The following is a 16,881-nucleotide window of genomic DNA, read 5'->3' as shown; positions in this document are numbered from 1 at the left end:
GAGGCCTCCGCTGGCGAGCAGAGCCGTCGTCCGGCGGGATGGTTAGATGCCCAGGAGAGTTTACGGCTCTTGCGAGGGGAGGACCGATGGAGCTGTCGCTGGCGACCCGCACCGTGGGCGAGCACACGGTGCTCGAAGTCGGTGGTGAGGTGGATGTCTACACCGCCCCCCGGCTGCGGGAGCGGCTCCTTGAGTTGGTCGACGGTGGTGCCCGCCACGTCGTGGTCGACCTGGGCCGGGTGGACTTCCTCGACTCCACCGGGCTGGGCGTGCTGGTCGGCGCGCTCAAGCGGCTGCGCGCGGCCGGCGGCTCGTTCGCGCTGGTCTGCGACAAGGAACCGCTGCTCAAGATCTTCCGGATCACCGCACTCGACCAGGTCTTCCCGCTGCATCCCACGGTCGACGCGGCGATCGGCGCCGGCCCGGCCGGCGCTGGCGCCTGATGGCCACGGTCAAGCTCTCCTTCTCGCCGGCCCCGGTGCACGTGCGCACCGCGCGTCTGGTCGGCGTGGCGGTCGCCCGGCGGGCCGGGGTCCGCGAGGAACTGCTCGACGAGGTGCGGCTGGCCATCGGCGAGGCGTGCACCCGCGCGGTCGCCCTGCACCGCCAGTACGGCGTGCCCGAGCCGGTGCTCGTCGAGATGTCCGACACGGGGGCGTACGCGGTGCGCGTCGTCGACCGCGCGCCGATCGAGGCCGGTCTCGGCCTGGCCGCGTTGAACGCCGACCAGCTCGCCAACGAGTCGCTCGACGAGGACGACCTCACCACCGGCGTCGGCTTCGCGCTGCTGGCCGGTTTCGTCGAGGATCTCCAGGTCCGCCCGGTCGACGAGGGCGTCGGCACCGAGGTGCGGATGGTCTGGCCCGTCGGCCGTTGAGCTGATCTTCCACCGCCCCGCTGAGGGCGTCGTACGTCGTGAGAGGCCGTGTCCCGCCGGGGCGCGGCCCCTTTGCCATGGACGGACTCCTATATCAGATTTTTCCTCATAACACAGCGACGAAGATCATCGAGATGCGGCGCCCCCTCGGTGTGACCTCCAACACTGTGGAGGGCTACAGTACGCGGGTTGTCAGCAAGTGATCCATCCCGCAGCCAGCGGGAACGGCTGTTCATCGCTGGTCCGCCAGGGTGGGGTGGCGCGCTTGCGACTCCGCATCCAGGCGCCGGGTCGGTGCGTCTCCACCGGCCGGCGCGAGCGTTCGGTACAGGAGGACACAGATGTCCGAGACCTTGGCCGCCGAGGGCGGCGGGATCTCCCTCACCGGAAACAACGTCACGTACGTCGTCATCGCCGCGGTGCTCGCGCTGGTGGCGCTCGCCTTCGCCGGCGCGCTGACGAAGGCCGTGCTGGCCGCCGGCAAGGGCACCAACAAAATGCAGGAGATCTCCGGCGCGGTCCAGGAGGGCGCCTCGGCCTACCTGATCCGGCAGTTCCGCACCCTGGCGATCTTCGTGGTCATCGCCGTGGTGCTGCTCTTCCTGCTGCCGGTGCACGACACCGACGGCAGCGAGACGGCGGTGAAGATCGGCCGGTCCGCCTTCTTCGTCGTGGGCGCGTTGTTCAGCGCGTTCATCGGCGGCGCCGGCATGTGGCTGGCCACCCGGGCCAACCTGCGGGTCGCCGCCGCCGCCCGGGAGCGCGAGGGTGGCCGCGAGGCCGCGATGAAGATCGCCTTCCGCACCGGTGGCGTGGTCGGCTTCCTCACCGTCGGCCTCGGCCTCTTCGGCGCCGCGCTGGTCGTGCTCTTCTACCGGGGCGACGCGCCGACCGTGCTGGAGGGCTTCGGCTTCGGCGCCGCACTGCTCGCCATGTTCATGCGGGTCGGCGGCGGCATCTTCACCAAGGCCGCCGACGTCGGTGCCGACCTGGTCGGCAAGGTCGAGCAGGGCATCCCCGAGGACGACCCGCGCAACGCCGCCACCATCGCCGACAACGTGGGCGACAACGTGGGCGACTGCGCCGGCATGGCCGCCGACCTCTTCGAGTCGTACGCGGTCACCCTGGTCGCCGCGCTGATCCTCGGCCGCGCAGCCTTCGGCGAGGAGGGCCTGGTCTTCCCGCTGATCATCTCCACCATCGGCGTGCTCGTCGCGATCATCGGCGTCTTCATCACCCGGCTGCGCGCCTCCGACCGCAACGGCCTGACCGCGATCAACCGGGCCTTCTACATCTCGGCGGTGCTCTCCGCGGTGCTGGTGGCGATCGCCACGTACGCGTACCTGCCGGCCACCTTCGGCGAGCTGGCGGGTGGGCTCACCAACGCCGATGGCACCCCGATCGACGGCAACCCGCGGACAGTCGCCATCGGCGCGGTCGTGATCGGCATCGTGCTGGCGGCGGCGATCCAGGCGCTGACCGGCTACTTCACCGAGACCAACCGGCGCCCGGTGCAGGACATCGGCAAGAGCTCGCAGACCGGTGCCGCCACCGTGATCCTCGCCGGCATCAGCATCGGCCTGGAGTCGGCGGTCTACTCGGCGCTGCTGATCGGCGCCGGCGTGTTCGGCGCGTTCCTGCTCGGCGGCAGCTCCATCACGCTCTCGCTGTTCGCCGTGGCGCTGGCCGGCACCGGCCTGCTCACCACGGTCGGCGTGATCGTCGCGATGGACACCTTCGGCCCCATCTCCGACAACGCGCAGGGCGTGGCGGAGATGTCCGGCGACATCGACGAGCACGGCGCCCGGACGCTCACCGAGCTGGACGCGGTCGGCAACACCACCAAGGCGATCACCAAGGGCATCGCGATCGCCACGGCGGTGCTGGCCGCGACGGCGCTGTTCGGCTCGTACACCGACACGCTGAGCACCGCGTACGCCGACGCCGGGGTGACCGACGTCGGTGCCGAGATCCTCAACTCGCTGAACGTGGCGAACCCGCGCAACCTGGTCGGCCTGATCATCGGTGCGGCCGTGGTGTTCCTCTTCTCCGGCCTGGCCATCAACGCGGTCTCCCGCTCGGCGGGCGCGGTCGTGATGGAGGTACGCCGGCAGTTCCGCGAGCTGCCCGGCATCATGGACGGCACCCAGCGTCCCGAGTACGGCAAGGTCGTCGACATCTGCACCCGGGACGCGCAGCGCGAGCTGGTGACCCCGGGCCTGCTCGCCATCCTCGCGCCGATCGCGGTGGGCTTCGGCCTCGGGCCGGGCGCGCTGGCGGCGTACCTGGCCGGGGCGATCGGGGCCGGCACGCTGATGGCGGTCTTCCTGTCCAACTCGGGCGGTGCCTGGGACAACGCCAAGAAGCTCGTCGAGGACGGCGCGTACGGCGGCAAGGGCTCCGAGTCGCACGCCGCGACGGTCATCGGTGACACCGTCGGCGACCCGTTCAAGGACACCGCCGGCCCGGCGATCAACCCGCTGATCAAGGTGATGAACCTGGTCTCGCTGCTGATCGCGCCGGCCGTGGTGGCGTGGAGCGTGGGCGACGAGCGGAACACCGCCCTGCGGGTGGGGATCGCCGTGGCGGCGACGCTGGTCATCGTCGCGGCGGTGGTGTTCAGCAAGCGCAAGGGTGTGGCGATGGACGACTCCGACTCCGACGCGGGTGCGGGCAGCCCGGGTCAGCGGTCGGAGCCGGTCAACGCCTGATCCGTCCGGCATTCCGGTCCCCGGTCGGCCCGAGCGGCCGGCCGGGGACCGCCCGTACCACCCGGCAAACCTGTCCGCTGCCCAGGCTCGACAGAGGCCGTACGCTGCAACGCATGCGTACGCGCCGGGCGGCAGCCGCCGGAAAGCTCACGGTGGTCCTGGCCACGCTCGTACTCGTGACGGCGGGCTGCGGCGGCGGTCCCAGCCCGCAGGCGTGGGCGGCGTCGGTCTGCTCGGCGCTCACCCCGTGGCGGGCCGAGATCAGCAAGCTGACCAGCAGCACCGACCAGCAGATGACCGCCCAGACCACCCCGGGACAGGCGAAGGAGAACCTGGTGCGGCTCTTCGGCGGCGCGGAGCAGGCCAGCGAGACCGCCCGACGCAAGGTCGAGGAGGCCGGCATCCCGGAGGCCGAGCACGGCGCGGAGGTGTCCGCGGGCTTCCGCGCCTCGTTGGAGAAGGTGCGCGACGCGTACGGCAGGGCCCGCGACACCATCGACGGGCTGGGCACCGGCCAGCCCACCGTCTTCTACGACGGCGTCCGCGCCGCGGTGGACACCCTGAACAAGGAGTACGACGCCAGCGCGCTCGACACCAGCCGGCTCAACTCCGAGGAGTTGAAACGCGCCTTCGACGAGGTGCCGGAGTGTCGCTGAGCGGGACCGGTGACCCGTCGGGCCGCGAGACGCCGCCGGTGCTCTTCCTGGCCCCCGGCGACGACGCGCTTCGCGCCGAGCGACCGGACACGGGCCGGGGTGCACCGGTCGCCCGCCGTGCCGCGCCTCCCCCGCCTGCCGACGTCGACGAGTCCGCCCGGCAACTGACCTTCTTCGGGGCGGAGGCGGCGGACCCGTCCCTCGCCGACCTCGCCGGGCTGCTGGCCGGCCCGGGTGAGGTGGTCCGGATGGGCGGTACGGCCCGGCTGTCGGTGGTGGTCGACGCCGCCTGGCGGGTGCACGTGCTCGTTGCCGAGTTGGCGCTGCGTGGGGTGGCGGCGACCTGGGAGGCGACCACCGACGGGCGGCACGCGGTGCGCACCTCGTACGCCCGCACGCTGAAGCCGCTCGCGGTGGCCTGGCTACGCGGTACCGGCAAGCGACCGCCCGCCGGTTTCCACCTCGACGGCCGGCGGCTGCGGCTCTGGCTCGCCGCGGCGGGGGCCGCCGAGCCGTCCGGCTTCCTGCTCCGGCTCGGCGTCGCCGACGAGGGATGCTGGGAACCGGTCGGCGGGGCGCTCCACGCGGTCGGCCTCTCCGGGGTGCTGCTCGGTCCCGGCGAGGGCGGACCGGCGTACCGGATCACCGGCCACCGACGGCTCGCCCGCCTGGCCGAGCTGGTCGGGGACCCGCCGCCCGCCGCCCCCGCGACGGCCTGGCCAGCCCGTTCCTGACCCACCACGCCCCTGTCCGATGCGGGCCTGGCTGGCCGGCTCCTACCCGCGGCACGCCTGTCCGATGCGGGACAGCGGGGCGCGCGATCTCGCGGAAAACGGCCGGGCGACGCCTCGGCCGAAGGCCCGCCATCGTCACAGTGTCCCACCCGGCGGCACACGCACGGTGTACGGTGGCGCCGTCCGGCACGCCCAGCCGCCGCCGGCGCAGGAGGCCGCCCCGCGGGACGGTTTGCCGCCCGCGGAACCCGAAACGTGGGCGGCGCGTTACGTTGGACATCCGGACCGCCGGGGGCCGGTGGGTCGAAAGCGGCCCGGACCGGGCACCGGTGGCTACGAGCAGGAGTGAGGTCGGGGAGAGACGTGCCGAGCAAAGCTGGAACCACCCGTCTGGTCATCGTCGAGTCACCGGCGAAGGCCAAGACGATCTCGGGCTACCTCGGCCCGGGGTACGTCGTGGAGGCCAGCTTCGGCCACGTCCGGGACCTCCCACGCAACGCCGCCGACGTGCCAGCCAAGTACAAGGGCGAGCCGTGGGCCCGCCTCGGGGTGGACGTCGACAACGGCTTCCACGCCCTCTACGTGGTTTCCGCCGACCGCAGGCAGCAGATCAGCAAGCTGGTGAAGCTGGCCAAGGAGGTCGACGAGATCTTCCTGGCGACGGATGAGGACCGCGAGGGCGAGGCCATCGCCTGGCACCTGGTGGAGACGCTCAAGCCCAAGGTGCCGGTCAAGCGGATGGTCTTCCACGAGATCACCAAGCCGGCCATCCAGGCGGCGGTGGCCAACCCCCGCGAGATCGACCGGGACCTGGTCGACGCCCAGGAGGCCCGGCGCATCCTCGACCGCCTCTACGGCTACGAGGTCTCGCCCGTGCTGTGGAAGAAGGTCATGCCGAAGCTCTCGGCGGGCCGGGTGCAGTCCGTGGCGACCCGGATCGTGGTGGAGCGCGAGCGGCAGCGGATGGCCTTCCGCACGGCCGAATACTGGGACATCCTCGCCACGCTGGCCGTGGTGAACGCTGGCGAGGGGCCGCGCAGCTTCAACGCCACCCTGGTCGCGCTGAACGGCGACCGGATCGCCACCGGCAAGGACTTCGAGCCGACCACCGGCCGGGTCAAGCCCGGCGCCGGCGTCGTCCACCTCGACTCCGGCGGCGCCCGGGGGCTCGCCGCCCGCCTTGAGGGCCGGCCGTTCACCGTCACCCGGGTCGAGGAGAAGCCCTACCGCCGCCGCCCGTACGCGCCGTTCATCACCTCCACCCTCCAGCAGGAGGCGGCCCGCAAGCTGCGCTTCTCGTCGCAGCAGACGATGCGCACCGCGCAGCGGCTCTACGAGAACGGCTACATCACCTACATGCGTACCGACTCGGTGAACCTGTCGGAGACCGCCATCACGGCGGCCCGCCGGCAGATCGTCGAGCTGTACGGCGAGCGCAGCGTGCCGCCGGAGCCGCGCCGCTACACCGGCAAGGTGAAGAACGCGCAGGAGGCGCACGAGGCGATCCGCCCGGCGGGGGACAACTTCCGCACCCCGGGCGACGTGGCCAAGGAGCTCTCCGGCGAGGAGTTCAAGCTCTACGAGCTGATCTGGCGGCGCACCATCGCCTCGCAGATGACCGACGCCGTCGGCTCCAGCGTCTCGGTGCGCATCCGGGCCGTCTCCTCCGCCCAGGAGGAGGCCGACTTCGGCGCCACCGGCAAGACCATCACCGACCCGGGTTTCCTGCGGGCGTACGTCGAGTCCAGCGACGACGAGAACGCCGAGGCCGAGGACGCCGAGCGTCGACTGCCCAACCTGGTCAAGGACCAGCCACTCACCGCCGACGAGCTGGCCGCGCAGGGCCACCACACCCAGCCGCCGTCGCGCTACACGGAGGCGTCGCTGGTCAAGGCCCTCGAAGAGCTGGGCATCGGTCGCCCCTCGACGTACGCGTCGATCATGCAGACCATCCAGGACCGCGGTTACGTGACCAAGCGCGGCCAGGCGATGATCCCGACCTTCCTGGCCTTCGCGGTGATCGGCCTGCTGGAGCGGCACTACCCGCGCCTGGTCGACTACGACTTCACCGCCAGCATGGAGAACGAGCTGGACGAGATCGCCGGCGGTGACCACGCCGCCGTCGACTTCCTCACCGCGTTCTACTTCGGCAGCGCCAACGGCGCCGGCGACCGGGACATCGCCCGCTCGGGCGGGCTGAAGAAGCTGGTCACCGAGAACGTCAGCGACATCGACGCGCGCAGCGTCAACTCGATCCCGCTGTTCACCGACGACGAGGGCCGCGAGGTCGTCGTCCGGGTGGGCCGCTACGGGCCGTACCTCCAGCGGGCGGTGCCGGGCGAGCAGCAGACGCCGGCCGCCGAGGGCGAGGAAGGCGGCGGGCAGGGCGACCGGGCGCCGATCCCCGAGGGGCTGGCGCCGGACGAGCTGACCCCGGAGAAGGTGCACGAGCTGTTCCTCGGCGGCGCGGGCGAACGCAAGCTCGGCGACGACCCGGCCACCGGTGAGCCGATCCTGCTCAAGTCGGGCCGCTTCGGCCCGTACGTGTCCAGCGGCGAGCGCAAGTCGTCGCTGCTGCGTTCGCAGGCGCCGGACTCGCTCACCTTCGACGAGGCGTTGAAGCTGCTCAGCCTGCCCCGGCTGATCGGCCTGGCCCCGGACGGCGCCGAGGTCTTCGCGAACAACGGCCGCTACGGCCCGTACGTCAAGCAGGGTGACGAGTTCCGTTCGCTGGACTCCGAAGAGAAGATGTTCACCGTCACGCTGGACGAGGCGGTGGCCCTGCTGGCCGCTCCGAAGGCCCGCCAGCGCCGCGCCGCCGCGCCGCCGCTGCGGGAGATGGGCGTCGACCCGCTGACCGAGAAGCCGCTGGTCATCAAGGACGGCCGGTTCGGCCCGTACGTGACCGACGGCGAGACGAACGCGTCGCTGCGGCGCGGCCAGACCCCGGAGGCGCTGAGCATGGAGGAGGCCTCCGAGATGCTCGCCGAGAAGCGGGCGAAGGGGCCGGCGCCGAAGAAGACCGCCGCGAAGAAGGCACCCGCGAAGAAGGCGCCCGCCAAGAAGACCGCGGCGGCGAAGAAGACGGCTGCGGCGACCAAGTCCACGGCTGCCAGGAAGACCACGACGGCCAAGACCACGACGGCCAAGAAGGCCCCGCCGAAGAAGGCGGCTCCGAAGAAGGCCACCACCAGCACCGACTGACGTCCCTACGGCTGCCGCCCGCCGCGACAGAAGATCTTGGAGGGCAACGGCCCTCGGAGGGGCCGGAGCTTTCCAAGATCTTTGACGTTGTCCACAGGGGCAGCTGACGGGGGCGCCTTCGGGGCAGGGTGGGGGCGTGAAGCCGTGCTTCGAACCTTCGCTTGCGGAACTGAATCGGGCGCTGCCGGGTGACCACGCCGACGAGTTGACCTGGCTGCTCTTCCGGCAGGATGAGGTGATCAGCCTCAGCCAGGGACTGCGGCACCTGTCCCGCAAGGCGATCCGGCACCGGGTGGCGAGCGGGCGGTGGCGACAGGTCCACCGGGCCGTCTTCGTCACCCACAACGGTCCGGTCGGTCCCGCTCAGTTGCGGTGGACAGCGGTGCTGGCTGCCGGTCCGGATGCGATGCTCGGTGGGCTGACCGCTGCTCAGGCGGGAGGTCTGGGCGGCTTTCCCGCGCGGGTCATCCACCTTCTGCTGCCAGCCGGCCAGAGGCGGGATCTGTTACCTCAGGGTGTGCTGGCGCATCGGACGACCCACCTGCCTGAGCGGGACGTGCTCGCGGTCGGGCAGCCGTGCCGGACGACCGCCGCCCGCTCGATCGTGGACGCGGCGCAGTGGGCGCGCACCGACGAGGAGGCCCGGGCGATCGTCGCCGCAGCCTTCCAGCAGCGACTCGTGTGCGGTGCAGACGTGCAGGAGGTTCTCGATCGGATGCCTCGACTGCGTCGTCGCAGGCTGATCCTGGACGTCGCCAGGGACGCGGCCGGCGGTGCACATTCCCTGGCCGAGTTGGACTTTTTGGAGTTGGTGCGCCGCGCCGGGCTGCCGGAGCCGACCCGACAGAGGGTCCGCCGTGACTCCGCCGGGCGACGCCGCTACCTGGATGCCTACTTCGAGGAGTGGAAGGTGCATGTGGAGATCGACGGCGGTCAGCACCTCGATCCGCGTACCGCCTGGGCCGACATGCGCCGGCAGAACGCACTCTGGGTCGAGGGCGACCGCGTGCTCCGGTTCCCGGCGTGGGCGCTTCGCGCCCATGCGGCGGAGGTGCTCGCCCAACTTCACGCCGCCCTCCGAGCCGCCGGATGGCCTGGCTGACCCGTCTGCTCTTCAAGCGGCCGGATCTTGGAAGATTTCGGCCCTCCCGGGGGCCTATTTTTTCCAAGATCTGGAGAAGCGGCGGCGGGTGGGGCTGTCAGCCGAGGAGGCGGGTCAGGTGAGGGTTGGTGAAGAGGTGGTGCGGGTCGAGGCGGGCGCGGAGTGTCTGGAAGTCCGCCCAGCGGGGGTAGGCCGCCGCCAGTGACTGCGCGTCGCGCCAGTGCAGCTTGCCCCAGTGGGGTCGGCCGCCGAGGCTCGCGGCGACCTGTTCGAAGGCCCGGAAGTACGGCTCGTACGGCATGCCGACGTACTGGTGGATCGCCACGTACGCCGACTCGCGCCCGTAACCGTGGGAGAGCCAGATGTCGTCGGCGGCGGTGAACCGCACCTCGACCGGGAAGAGCACCTTGAACGGCAGCCCGTCGACGATCCGCCGCAGCGCGTCGAGCGCCTCGCGGAGGGCGTCGCGCGGCAGCGCGTACTCCATCTCCACGAAGCGGACCCGGCGCGGGGTGCAGAAGACCTGGTCGGAGCGGCCGGTGTAGCGGCGTTCGGTGAGTGCGCGGGCGGAGACGGCGCTGATGCCCGGGGCGAGCGCCGGTACGGCGCGGCCGAGCCGGCAGGCCCCGGCGAAGACGGTGTTGGACAGGAACTCGTCGTCCAGCCAACCGCGCCACCGGGGCAGCGGCCGGTCGTCGGCGGGCACCCGGTCGTTGGTCTTGACCTGCACCCGGTCGGTGTACGGGAACCAGTAGAACTCGGCGTGGTCGTGCTCCCCGACCAGCGAGGGCAGTTCGTCGAGTACGGCTTCCAACGGCGCCGGCCGCTCGTGGGCGAGGAGCATGAAGGCGTCCACGCAGCGCAGGGTCACCTCGACGAGCACCCCGAGCGCGCCCAGCGACACCCGGGCGGCGGCGAAGACGTCGGGGTGCTCGTCGGCGGAGCAGCGCAGCACCTCGCCGGTGCCGGTGACGAGGGTGAGCGCCTCGACGAACGTCGACAGGCAGCCGTATCCGGCGCCGGTGCCGTGGGTGCCGGTGGAGATCGCGCCGGCGATCGTCTGCGCGTCGATGTCGCCCAGATTGGGTAGTGCCAGGCCATGTGCGGCGAGTAGGTCGTTGAGCGCGCGCAGGGTGGTTCCGGCCGGTACGGTGACCAGTCGGCGATCGACGTCGACGCGTACCCCGGTGTCCAGGTCGGTCAGTTCCATCCGCCGTGCGTCGGTGACCGCGACGCCGGTGAAGGAGTGTCCGCTGCCCACCGCCCTGATCCTGTCCCCGGTGGTGGCGGCGGCGCGTACGGCTTCGGTGACGTCGGCGAGGGAGGTGGGGCGCAGGATGGCGGTGGCGGTGGCGCGTTGGTTGCCGGCCCAGTTGGACCAGGCGGCCACTGTTGGCGGTGCGGTACCGGCCATGCGCACTCCTCGACATGAATGTGAACTGACTTCATATCAGGAACGTTGTCGCAGGTAAATACCGCAATCAAGGTTTGCTCGTTGTACCGGTAGTCACGAACCCGTGACGTGCAGATATGTTCATCCGTCGAAGGGGGGTGGCGAGTGTCCACACCAGCCGCCACAGCCGGGCCACTGCGCCGCGTACCGGTGCAGGGTCGAAGTGTCGCGCGGGTCCAGCGGATGCTGGACGCCTGCGCCGAACTCGTCGACGAGGTGGGGTACGAGGGACTGACCACGACCCTGCTCGCCGAGCGTGCCGAGGTGGCGATCGGGTCGGTCTACCAGTTCTTTCCGGACAAGCGGGCGATCGTACAGGCGCTGACCCTGCGCACGATGGAGTCCTACCTCCAGCGGCTCGACGAGCGTTTCGCCTCGGACGACCTGACCCACTGGTGGGACGGGGTCGACGCGGGGATCGACGAGTACATCACGATGCACCGCAACGTCCCGGGCTTCCGTACCCTGCACTTCGGCGACGTGGTCGACCTGCACCTGCTCGACGAGCGGCGGGACAACAACGGGGTGATCGCGGACCAGTTGGCCCGGGTGCTCGCCGAGCGCTTCGGGCTGGACGTCCCCGACCTCCGGTTCCACCTGGAGATCGCCGTGGAGGTGGCCGACGCGCTGATCAAGTTGGCGTTCCGCCGGCTGCCCGAGGGCGACGACCGGGTGCTGGTCGAGGCGAAGGCGTTGATCCGGGAGTACCTGCACCGCCAGGTCGACGCCCCGGCCGATGCCAACCAGTCCGGCTGACGCCGTCTCCGCCGGGTCGGTGGGTCAGAGGAAGGCGTGGCCCTCGCCCCGGTAGGTGGGCACGGTGGCCACGACCGCATCCCCCTCGACCAGGTGCAACTCGTTGACGTGCTCACACAGCTCACCGGCCTTCGCGTGCCGGAACCAGACCCGGTCACCGACCCGCAACGCACCGGCCGCCGTGCCGGCCAGCGGGGTCTGCACCTCGCCGGCGCCCTCGGTGCCGATCAGCTTCAGGCCCTCCGGCAGCCACGGCCGGGGCAGCCGGCTGTCCTCGGCCGGGCCGGAGGCGACCCAGCCGCCGCCGTGCACGGTGGCCAGGCCGGGCCCGGGGCGGCGGACCACCGCGCAGGCGAAGAACGCCGCCGGGGTGGGGCGCCAGGCGCGGTACGCGTCGAAGAGCGTCGGCCCGTACAGGCCCGATCCCGCGGTGACCTCGGTGACCGCGGGATCGGCGCTGGTCGCGGCCACGCTGCCGGTGCCGCCGCCGTTGACGAACTCCAGGTCGGCGTGTTCGCGTACGGCGGCCACCGCCGCGCCCCGGCGGGCCAGCAGCTCGCGGTACGACCCGCGCTGGGCCAGCCGGATCGCGGAGCCGAGCAGCGCCCGCCCGGGCGGCGCGTCGCCGAGGCCGGCGATCTGTGCCTCGTACGCCATCAGACCGACCAGCCGGAAGCCCGCGCGGCCCGCGACGGTGGCGGCGAGCGCGCCGGCCGCCCGGGCGCTGTGCACCGGTGAGCGGCGCACCCCGACGTGCACCCGCCCGCCCAGCGGTCGCCAGGAGGCGTCCAGGTCGAGGCAGACCCGCAGCTCGGGGCGGCGCCCGGGTGGGCACCCGGCGTCGACCAGGTCGAGCTGGTCGGTGCCGTCGATCATCAGCGTGACGGCCCCGGCGAGCGTCGGGTCGGCGGCGAGTTCGGCGAGCGCCCTCCGGTCGGCCGTGGGGTACGCCACCAGGGCGTCGTCGGTCACGCCGGCGCGGACCAGCCAGATCGCCTCGGCCAGGGTGAAGGCCATCACGCCGTGCCAGCCGGGTCGCGCCAGCGCCCGGCCGATCAGCTCCCGGGCACGGACCGACTTGCTGGCGATCCGGACCGGCTTGCCGTCAGCCCGTCCGGCCAGCGCGGCGGCGTTGCCGTCGAAGGCCGCGAGGTCGACGACGGCGTACGGCGGGTCGAGGTGCGCGGTCGCCCGGTCGAGGCGATCACGAAGTTTGTCGCTTTCGATGGCCACGTGTGCACGCTAACTGTCTGGCGGTCAATGCGAAATACCCTCGCGTCTGTCCGGGCTGCGGGCGGTGGTCGTGGCGGCCTAGGCTCGGCGAGCAGGAGAATGTCGCGGCGGGGCAGGTCCCCACCGGGTCTAGAGTGTTCCACCGGGACTGCCCAGCGATGGGCCGGCACGTGGAGGTACGGCCATCGAAAGCCAGTTCAACGGCGAGTCGCCCGGCGTGTCGCCGTCCTCGACCCCGCCCGACACCGCCGAGAAGTCCGGTGCCGACCACTCCGGCTATGCCGGCATCCGCTCGGTGCTGCGGATCACCCCGTTCCGCCGGCTCTGGATCGTGCTCGGCGCGGCCTCCTTCGGCGACTGGTTCGGTCTGCTCGCCACGTCGGTCTTCGCCGCCTCGCAGGTCGAGGGGAGCACCGCCAAGGGCGCCGCGTTCGGTGGCGTCATCGCCATCCGGCTGCTGCCGGCGCTGGTGCTCGGCCCGATCGCCGGCGTGTTCGCCGACCGGTTCGACCGGCGCTGGACCATGGTCATCTGCGACGTGCTGCGCTTCCTGCTCTTCGCCTCGATCCCGCTGGTCGCACTGCTGGGGGCGAGCGGGCCCGTCGTGGTCGGCTGGGCCACGATCGCGACCTTCCTGATCGAGTCGGTGACGCTGCTCTGGATCCCGGCCAAGGAGGCCGCGGTCCCCAACCTGATCCCGCGCGCCCGGCTGGAGGCCGCCAACCAGCTCACGCTGATCACCACCTACGGCCTCACCCCCATTCTCGCCGCGGCGGTCGCCGCCATCCTGGACGTGGCAGTGCGGGCGGCCACCGGGGGAGCGGCACCCGACTGGGCCGAGCCGGCCCAACTGGCGCTCTGGGTCAACGCGTTCTCCCGGCTGGCCACCGCACTGGTGGTGGCGTACGGCATCAAGGAGATCAGCCAGGGGCAGGCCGCCGAGCGGGAGGGCCCCGATCAGGGCATGATGCGCCAGTTCAAGGAGGGCTGGCGCTTCATCGGCCAGACCCCGCTGGTCCGCGGCCTGGTGCTCGGCATCTTCGGCGCGTTCGCCGGCGGCGGCATCGTGATCGGCACCGCGAAGTTCTTCGCCACCTCGCTCGGCGCCGGCGACGCCGCCTTCTACATGCTCTTCGGCGCCATCTTCGTCGGCCTCGCGCTCGGCATCGGGCTCGGCCCGATGATCGTCAAGGACATGTCCCGGCGACGCTGGTTCGGCATGAGCATCGTGCTGGCCAGCGCCTCGGTGATGACCCTGGCCTTCGCCATCCACCTCTCCATGGCGATGGCCGGCGCGATCCTGGTCGGCGCGGGCGCCGGGATGGCCTTCCTCTCCGGCACCACCCTGCTCGGCGGGGAGATCGCCGACGAGGTGCGCGGCCGGGTCTTCGCGGTGGTGCAGATCGGCACCCGGCTGGTGCTGATCCTCGCGATCGGCCTGAGCAGCCTGCTCGCCGGTGTCGGCGGATCGCGTCGGCTGGAACTCGCCGACCTGGGCGTCTCGATCTCGTCCACCCGACTGCTGCTGCTCGCCGCCGGGGCCGCCGGCATCTTCGCCGGGATCAGCGCGTTCGGGCAGATGGACGACAAGAAGGGCGTTCCCGTCCTGGCCGACCTCTGGGGCTCGATCCGGGGCCGCCCGCTGATGCCGGCCGAGCCGTTCGTCTCCGCCGGCCTCTTCGTGGTCTTCGAGGGTGGCGAGGGCGCCGGCAAGTCCACCCAGCTCGCCGCGCTCGCCGAGCGGCTGCGCGGGCAGGGGCGCGACGTGGTGGTGACCCGCGAGCCGGGTGCCACCGCCGTCGGTGAGCGGATCCGGTCGCTGCTGCTCGGCGCGCCCGGCTCCGACGTGCCGTCGCCGCGCGCCGAGGCGCTGCTCTACGCCGCCGACCGGGCGCACCACGTGGCCACCGTCGTCCGGCCGGCGCTCGTCAGGGGCGCGGTGGTGATCAGCGACCGGTACGTCGACTCGTCCCTGGCGTACCAGGGGGCGGGGCGGACGCTCCCCGCCGACGAGGTCTCCTGGCTCTCGTCCTGGGCCACCGGTGGACTCAAGCCCGACCTGGTGGTGCTGCTGGACGTCGACCCGAGTACCGGCCTGGGTCGGGTGGCGGCCCGTGCCGAGGCGGCGGACCATCTGGAGGCCGAGTCCGTGGCCTTCCACGAGCGGGTCCGGTACGCCTTCCTCGACCTCGCCGCCGCCGACCCGAAGCGCTACCTGGTGCTCGACGCGTCCCGTCCGGTCGAGGAGATCACCGGGCAGGTGGTCCGGCGGGTCGAGGAGATGTTCGGCAGCCCCGGCGGCATCGTGCACCCGCGCCCCGCCCAGGGGCCGGACACCACGGTGCAGCCGGAGTTATCCGAATCGGAGCTGGTACCGATGGAGCGCCGGACCTGATGCCCGACGTCTTCGCCGACCTGGTCGGGCAGGACGAGGCGGTCGACACGCTGCGCCGCGCCGCCGCCGCGGCGGCGGCCGTGCTGCGCGCCGCCGCGGTCCCGCCCGTGGCCGACGCCGCCGGGGACGAGTTCGACGCGCTCGCCGAGGAGGCCGACGGGGCGGGCGGGGCGGCGGCAGCCGTCGTCGACCCGGGGGCGGGGATGACGCACGCCTGGATCTTCACCGGGCCGCCCGGGTCGGGCCGGTCGGTGGCGGCGCGGGCCTTCGCCGCCGCTCTCCAGTGCGCGTACGGCACCGGCTGCGGTGAGTGCCCCGGCTGCCACACCACGATGACCGGCACCCACGCCGATGTCCGGATGGTGGTGCCGGAAGGGCTCTCCATCGGCGTCAACGAGATGCGGGCGCTGGTGCTGCGCGCCGCCAGCACCCCGTCGGGCGGGCGCTGGCAGGTGGTGGTCATCGAGGATGCGGACCGGCTCACCGAGGCGGCCGGCAACGCGTTGCTCAAGGCCGTCGAGGAGCCGCCGCCGCGGACGGTCTTCCTGCTCTGTGCCCCTTCCACGCACCCGGACGACATCTCGGTGACCATCCGGTCGCGCTGCCGGGTCGTACCGCTGGTGCAGCCCGCGCCGGACGCGGTGGCCGAGGTGCTGGTCCGCCGCGACGGCGTCGCGCCCGACGTGGCGCGGTGGGCTGCGGCAGCCGCGCAGGGGCACGTGGGGCGGGCCCGCCGGCTGGCCCACGACCCGGAGGCGCGCAAGCGCCGGGAGGCGGTGCTCGCGGTGCCGCGTCGGCTGACCGGCGTGGGTGCCGCGTTCGACGCGGCGTCGGCGCTGATCGAGGCGGCCGAGGCGGAGGCCGAGGCGTCGGTCGTGGAGGCCGACGCCTCCGAGCGGGCGGCGCTGGAGACCGCGCTCGGCGCCGGCGGCACCGGGCGGGGGGCGGCCGGCGCGATCCGGGGCGCCGCCGGGCAGCTGAAGGACCTGGAGAAGCGGCAGAAGTCCCGGGCCACCCGGGCGCAGCGGGACGCGCTGGACCGGGCGCTGGTCGACCTGGCGGGGTTCTACCGGGACGCGCTCACCATGGCGCTGCGGGCCCCCGTGGCGCCGGTGCACACCGACACCGCCGCGCTGGCCGGGGCGGGCGCGCAGAAGTGGGACGCCGAAGGAGCGCTGCGCCGCCTGGAGGCGGTGCTGGAGTGCCGGACGGCGATCGAGTCGAACGTCAAGCCCCGGATCGCCGTCGAGGCGATGATGCTCTCGCTCTGGAAGGGCTGAGCGGGCCGGTCGGCGGCCACGAGGTCCCGCCGACCGGACCGGCTGTCCACAGGCATCGACAGGCGCGATTGCTGTGCGGTACGGTCCGGTGTGCCGTGGTGACGGTGGCGGCACGCACAGTGATTCCCTGTTCCGGGAGGAGTCCGCCGATGCCGCGGGGGGAGATCGACGAGGCCTGGATCGAGGAGGCGGTGCGGCGCTACCGCCGGATCGAGTCCCTCCAGGCCGAGTTCGACCAGGCGGTGTCGACCGTCGAGGTCACCGTCCGGTCGCCCGACGGGCTGGTCGAGGTGGTGGTCACCGCGGGTGGGCGGATCACCGACGTCCGGTTCCTCGGCCCGCTGCACACCCGCAACCCCCGCGACGTCGCAGGCTCGGTGCAGGCAGCGGTCACCGCGGCGGCCGACGCCGCCCAGTGGGCCCGGGAGAAGCTGCACAACGAGACCTTCGCCGCCTACCGGCCGCTGGCGGGAGCCTGAG

At 72.5% G+C, this 16,881-nt stretch carries 13 protein-coding genes; 11 read left to right on the top strand and 2 right to left on the bottom strand.

Annotated features, from left to right (window positions below; genetic code table 11):
* Positions 1-86: 86 nt before the first annotated feature.
* The 7 genes from GA0070608_RS07725 (at position 87) to GA0070608_RS07695 (ending at position 9,284) form a co-directional block, all read left to right on the top strand.
* Positions 87-443 carry an STAS domain-containing protein gene (locus GA0070608_RS07725; RefSeq protein WP_091624118.1) on the top strand — a complete coding sequence of 119 codons (357 nt, stop codon included), beginning with the start codon at positions 87-89 and terminating at the stop codon, positions 441-443.
* Positions 443-877, top strand: coding sequence for an ATP-binding protein (locus GA0070608_RS07720; RefSeq protein WP_091624115.1), 435 nt, complete (start codon positions 443-445; stop codon positions 875-877). The genes GA0070608_RS07725 and GA0070608_RS07720 overlap by 1 nt, the downstream gene beginning before the upstream one ends.
* A gap of 341 nt (positions 878-1,218) precedes the next feature.
* Positions 1,219-3,588, top strand: coding sequence for a sodium-translocating pyrophosphatase (locus GA0070608_RS07715; RefSeq protein ID WP_091624112.1), 2,370 nt, complete (start codon positions 1,219-1,221; stop codon positions 3,586-3,588).
* A 113-nt stretch (positions 3,589-3,701) separates the two neighbouring features.
* The gene (locus GA0070608_RS07710) at positions 3,702-4,244 is read left to right on the top strand and encodes a hypothetical protein (protein ID WP_091624107.1); all 543 of its coding nucleotides are present in this window, start codon (positions 3,702-3,704) and stop codon (positions 4,242-4,244) included.
* Entirely contained in the window at positions 4,235-4,978 is a 744-nt protein-coding gene (locus GA0070608_RS07705) for a hypothetical protein (protein WP_425413225.1), read from the top strand. The genes GA0070608_RS07710 and GA0070608_RS07705 overlap by 10 nt, the downstream gene beginning before the upstream one ends.
* A 363-nt stretch (positions 4,979-5,341) precedes the next feature.
* Positions 5,342-8,182 (top strand): type I DNA topoisomerase, encoded by a 2,841-nt coding sequence (gene topA / locus GA0070608_RS07700; RefSeq protein ID WP_091624104.1) that lies wholly within the window; start codon positions 5,342-5,344, stop codon positions 8,180-8,182.
* Between the two features lie 136 nt (positions 8,183-8,318).
* Positions 8,319-9,284 carry a DUF559 domain-containing protein gene (locus tag GA0070608_RS07695; RefSeq protein ID WP_245715733.1) on the top strand — a complete coding sequence of 322 codons (966 nt, stop codon included), beginning with the start codon at positions 8,319-8,321 and terminating at the stop codon, positions 9,282-9,284.
* Between the two features lie 97 nt (positions 9,285-9,381).
* Here GA0070608_RS07695 and GA0070608_RS07690 read toward each other — a convergent pair whose 3' ends face one another.
* A complete protein-coding gene (locus GA0070608_RS07690; protein WP_091624101.1) occupies positions 9,382-10,698 on the bottom strand; it encodes a D-arabinono-1,4-lactone oxidase in 1,317 nt (438 codons plus the stop codon).
* Positions 10,699-10,920: 222 nt separating this feature from the next.
* Here GA0070608_RS07690 and GA0070608_RS07685 point away from each other — a divergent pair, with 222 nt between their 5' ends.
* Positions 10,921-11,493 (top strand): TetR/AcrR family transcriptional regulator, encoded by a 573-nt coding sequence (locus tag GA0070608_RS07685; protein ID WP_091624098.1) that lies wholly within the window; start codon positions 10,921-10,923, stop codon positions 11,491-11,493.
* A gap of 24 nt (positions 11,494-11,517) precedes the next feature.
* Here GA0070608_RS07685 and GA0070608_RS07680 read toward each other — a convergent pair whose 3' ends face one another.
* Positions 11,518-12,726, bottom strand: coding sequence for an amino acid deaminase/aldolase (locus GA0070608_RS07680; protein ID WP_091624095.1), 1,209 nt, complete (start codon positions 12,724-12,726; stop codon positions 11,518-11,520).
* Positions 12,727-13,057: 331 nt separating this feature from the next.
* Between GA0070608_RS07680 and tmk the strand changes: the two genes are divergently transcribed.
* The 3 genes from tmk (at position 13,058) to GA0070608_RS07665 (ending at position 16,880) form a co-directional block, all read left to right on the top strand.
* Complete coding sequence (gene tmk, locus GA0070608_RS07675; protein ID WP_091634562.1) at positions 13,058-15,121, top strand: dTMP kinase; 2,064 nt, start codon at positions 13,058-13,060, stop codon at positions 15,119-15,121.
* A complete protein-coding gene (locus tag GA0070608_RS07670; protein ID WP_091624092.1) occupies positions 15,121-16,401 on the top strand; it encodes a DNA polymerase III subunit delta' in 1,281 nt (426 codons plus the stop codon). The genes tmk and GA0070608_RS07670 overlap by 1 nt, the downstream gene beginning before the upstream one ends.
* 149 nt (positions 16,402-16,550) lie before the next feature.
* Positions 16,551-16,880, top strand: a complete 330-nt coding sequence (locus tag GA0070608_RS07665; RefSeq protein ID WP_091624089.1) for a YbaB/EbfC family nucleoid-associated protein — start codon at positions 16,551-16,553, stop codon at positions 16,878-16,880.
* The last annotated feature ends 1 nt before the right edge of the window (position 16,881 follow it).

The sequence above is a fragment of the Micromonospora peucetia genome (assembly GCF_900091625.1).
Taxonomy (GTDB): Bacteria; Actinomycetota; Actinomycetes; order Mycobacteriales; family Micromonosporaceae; genus Micromonospora; species Micromonospora peucetia.
Note: the sequence above shows the minus strand (reverse complement) of the source record. Positions and strands in the feature narration are given on the sequence as shown.

Bases quoted from the DNA above. Each gene is read 5' to 3' on its own strand.
- GA0070608_RS07715 (WP_091624112.1), top strand. From the start codon at position 1,219: ATGTCCGAGACCTTGGCCGCCGAGGGCGGCGGGATCTCCCTCACCGGA.
- GA0070608_RS07665 (WP_091624089.1), top strand. From the start codon at position 16,551: ATGCCGCGGGGGGAGATCGACGAGGCCTGGATCGAGGAGGCGGTGCGG.
- GA0070608_RS07685 (WP_091624098.1), top strand. From the start codon at position 10,921: ATGCTGGACGCCTGCGCCGAACTCGTCGACGAGGTGGGGTACGAGGGA.
- GA0070608_RS07720 (WP_091624115.1), top strand. From the start codon at position 443: ATGGCCACGGTCAAGCTCTCCTTCTCGCCGGCCCCGGTGCACGTGCGC.
- GA0070608_RS07670 (WP_091624092.1), top strand. From the start codon at position 15,121: ATGCCCGACGTCTTCGCCGACCTGGTCGGGCAGGACGAGGCGGTCGAC.
- GA0070608_RS07710 (WP_091624107.1), top strand. From the start codon at position 3,702: ATGCGTACGCGCCGGGCGGCAGCCGCCGGAAAGCTCACGGTGGTCCTG.
- GA0070608_RS07725 (WP_091624118.1), top strand. From the start codon at position 87: ATGGAGCTGTCGCTGGCGACCCGCACCGTGGGCGAGCACACGGTGCTC.
- GA0070608_RS07690 (WP_091624101.1), bottom strand. From the start codon at position 10,698: ATGGCCGGTACCGCACCGCCAACAGTGGCCGCCTGGTCCAACTGGGCC.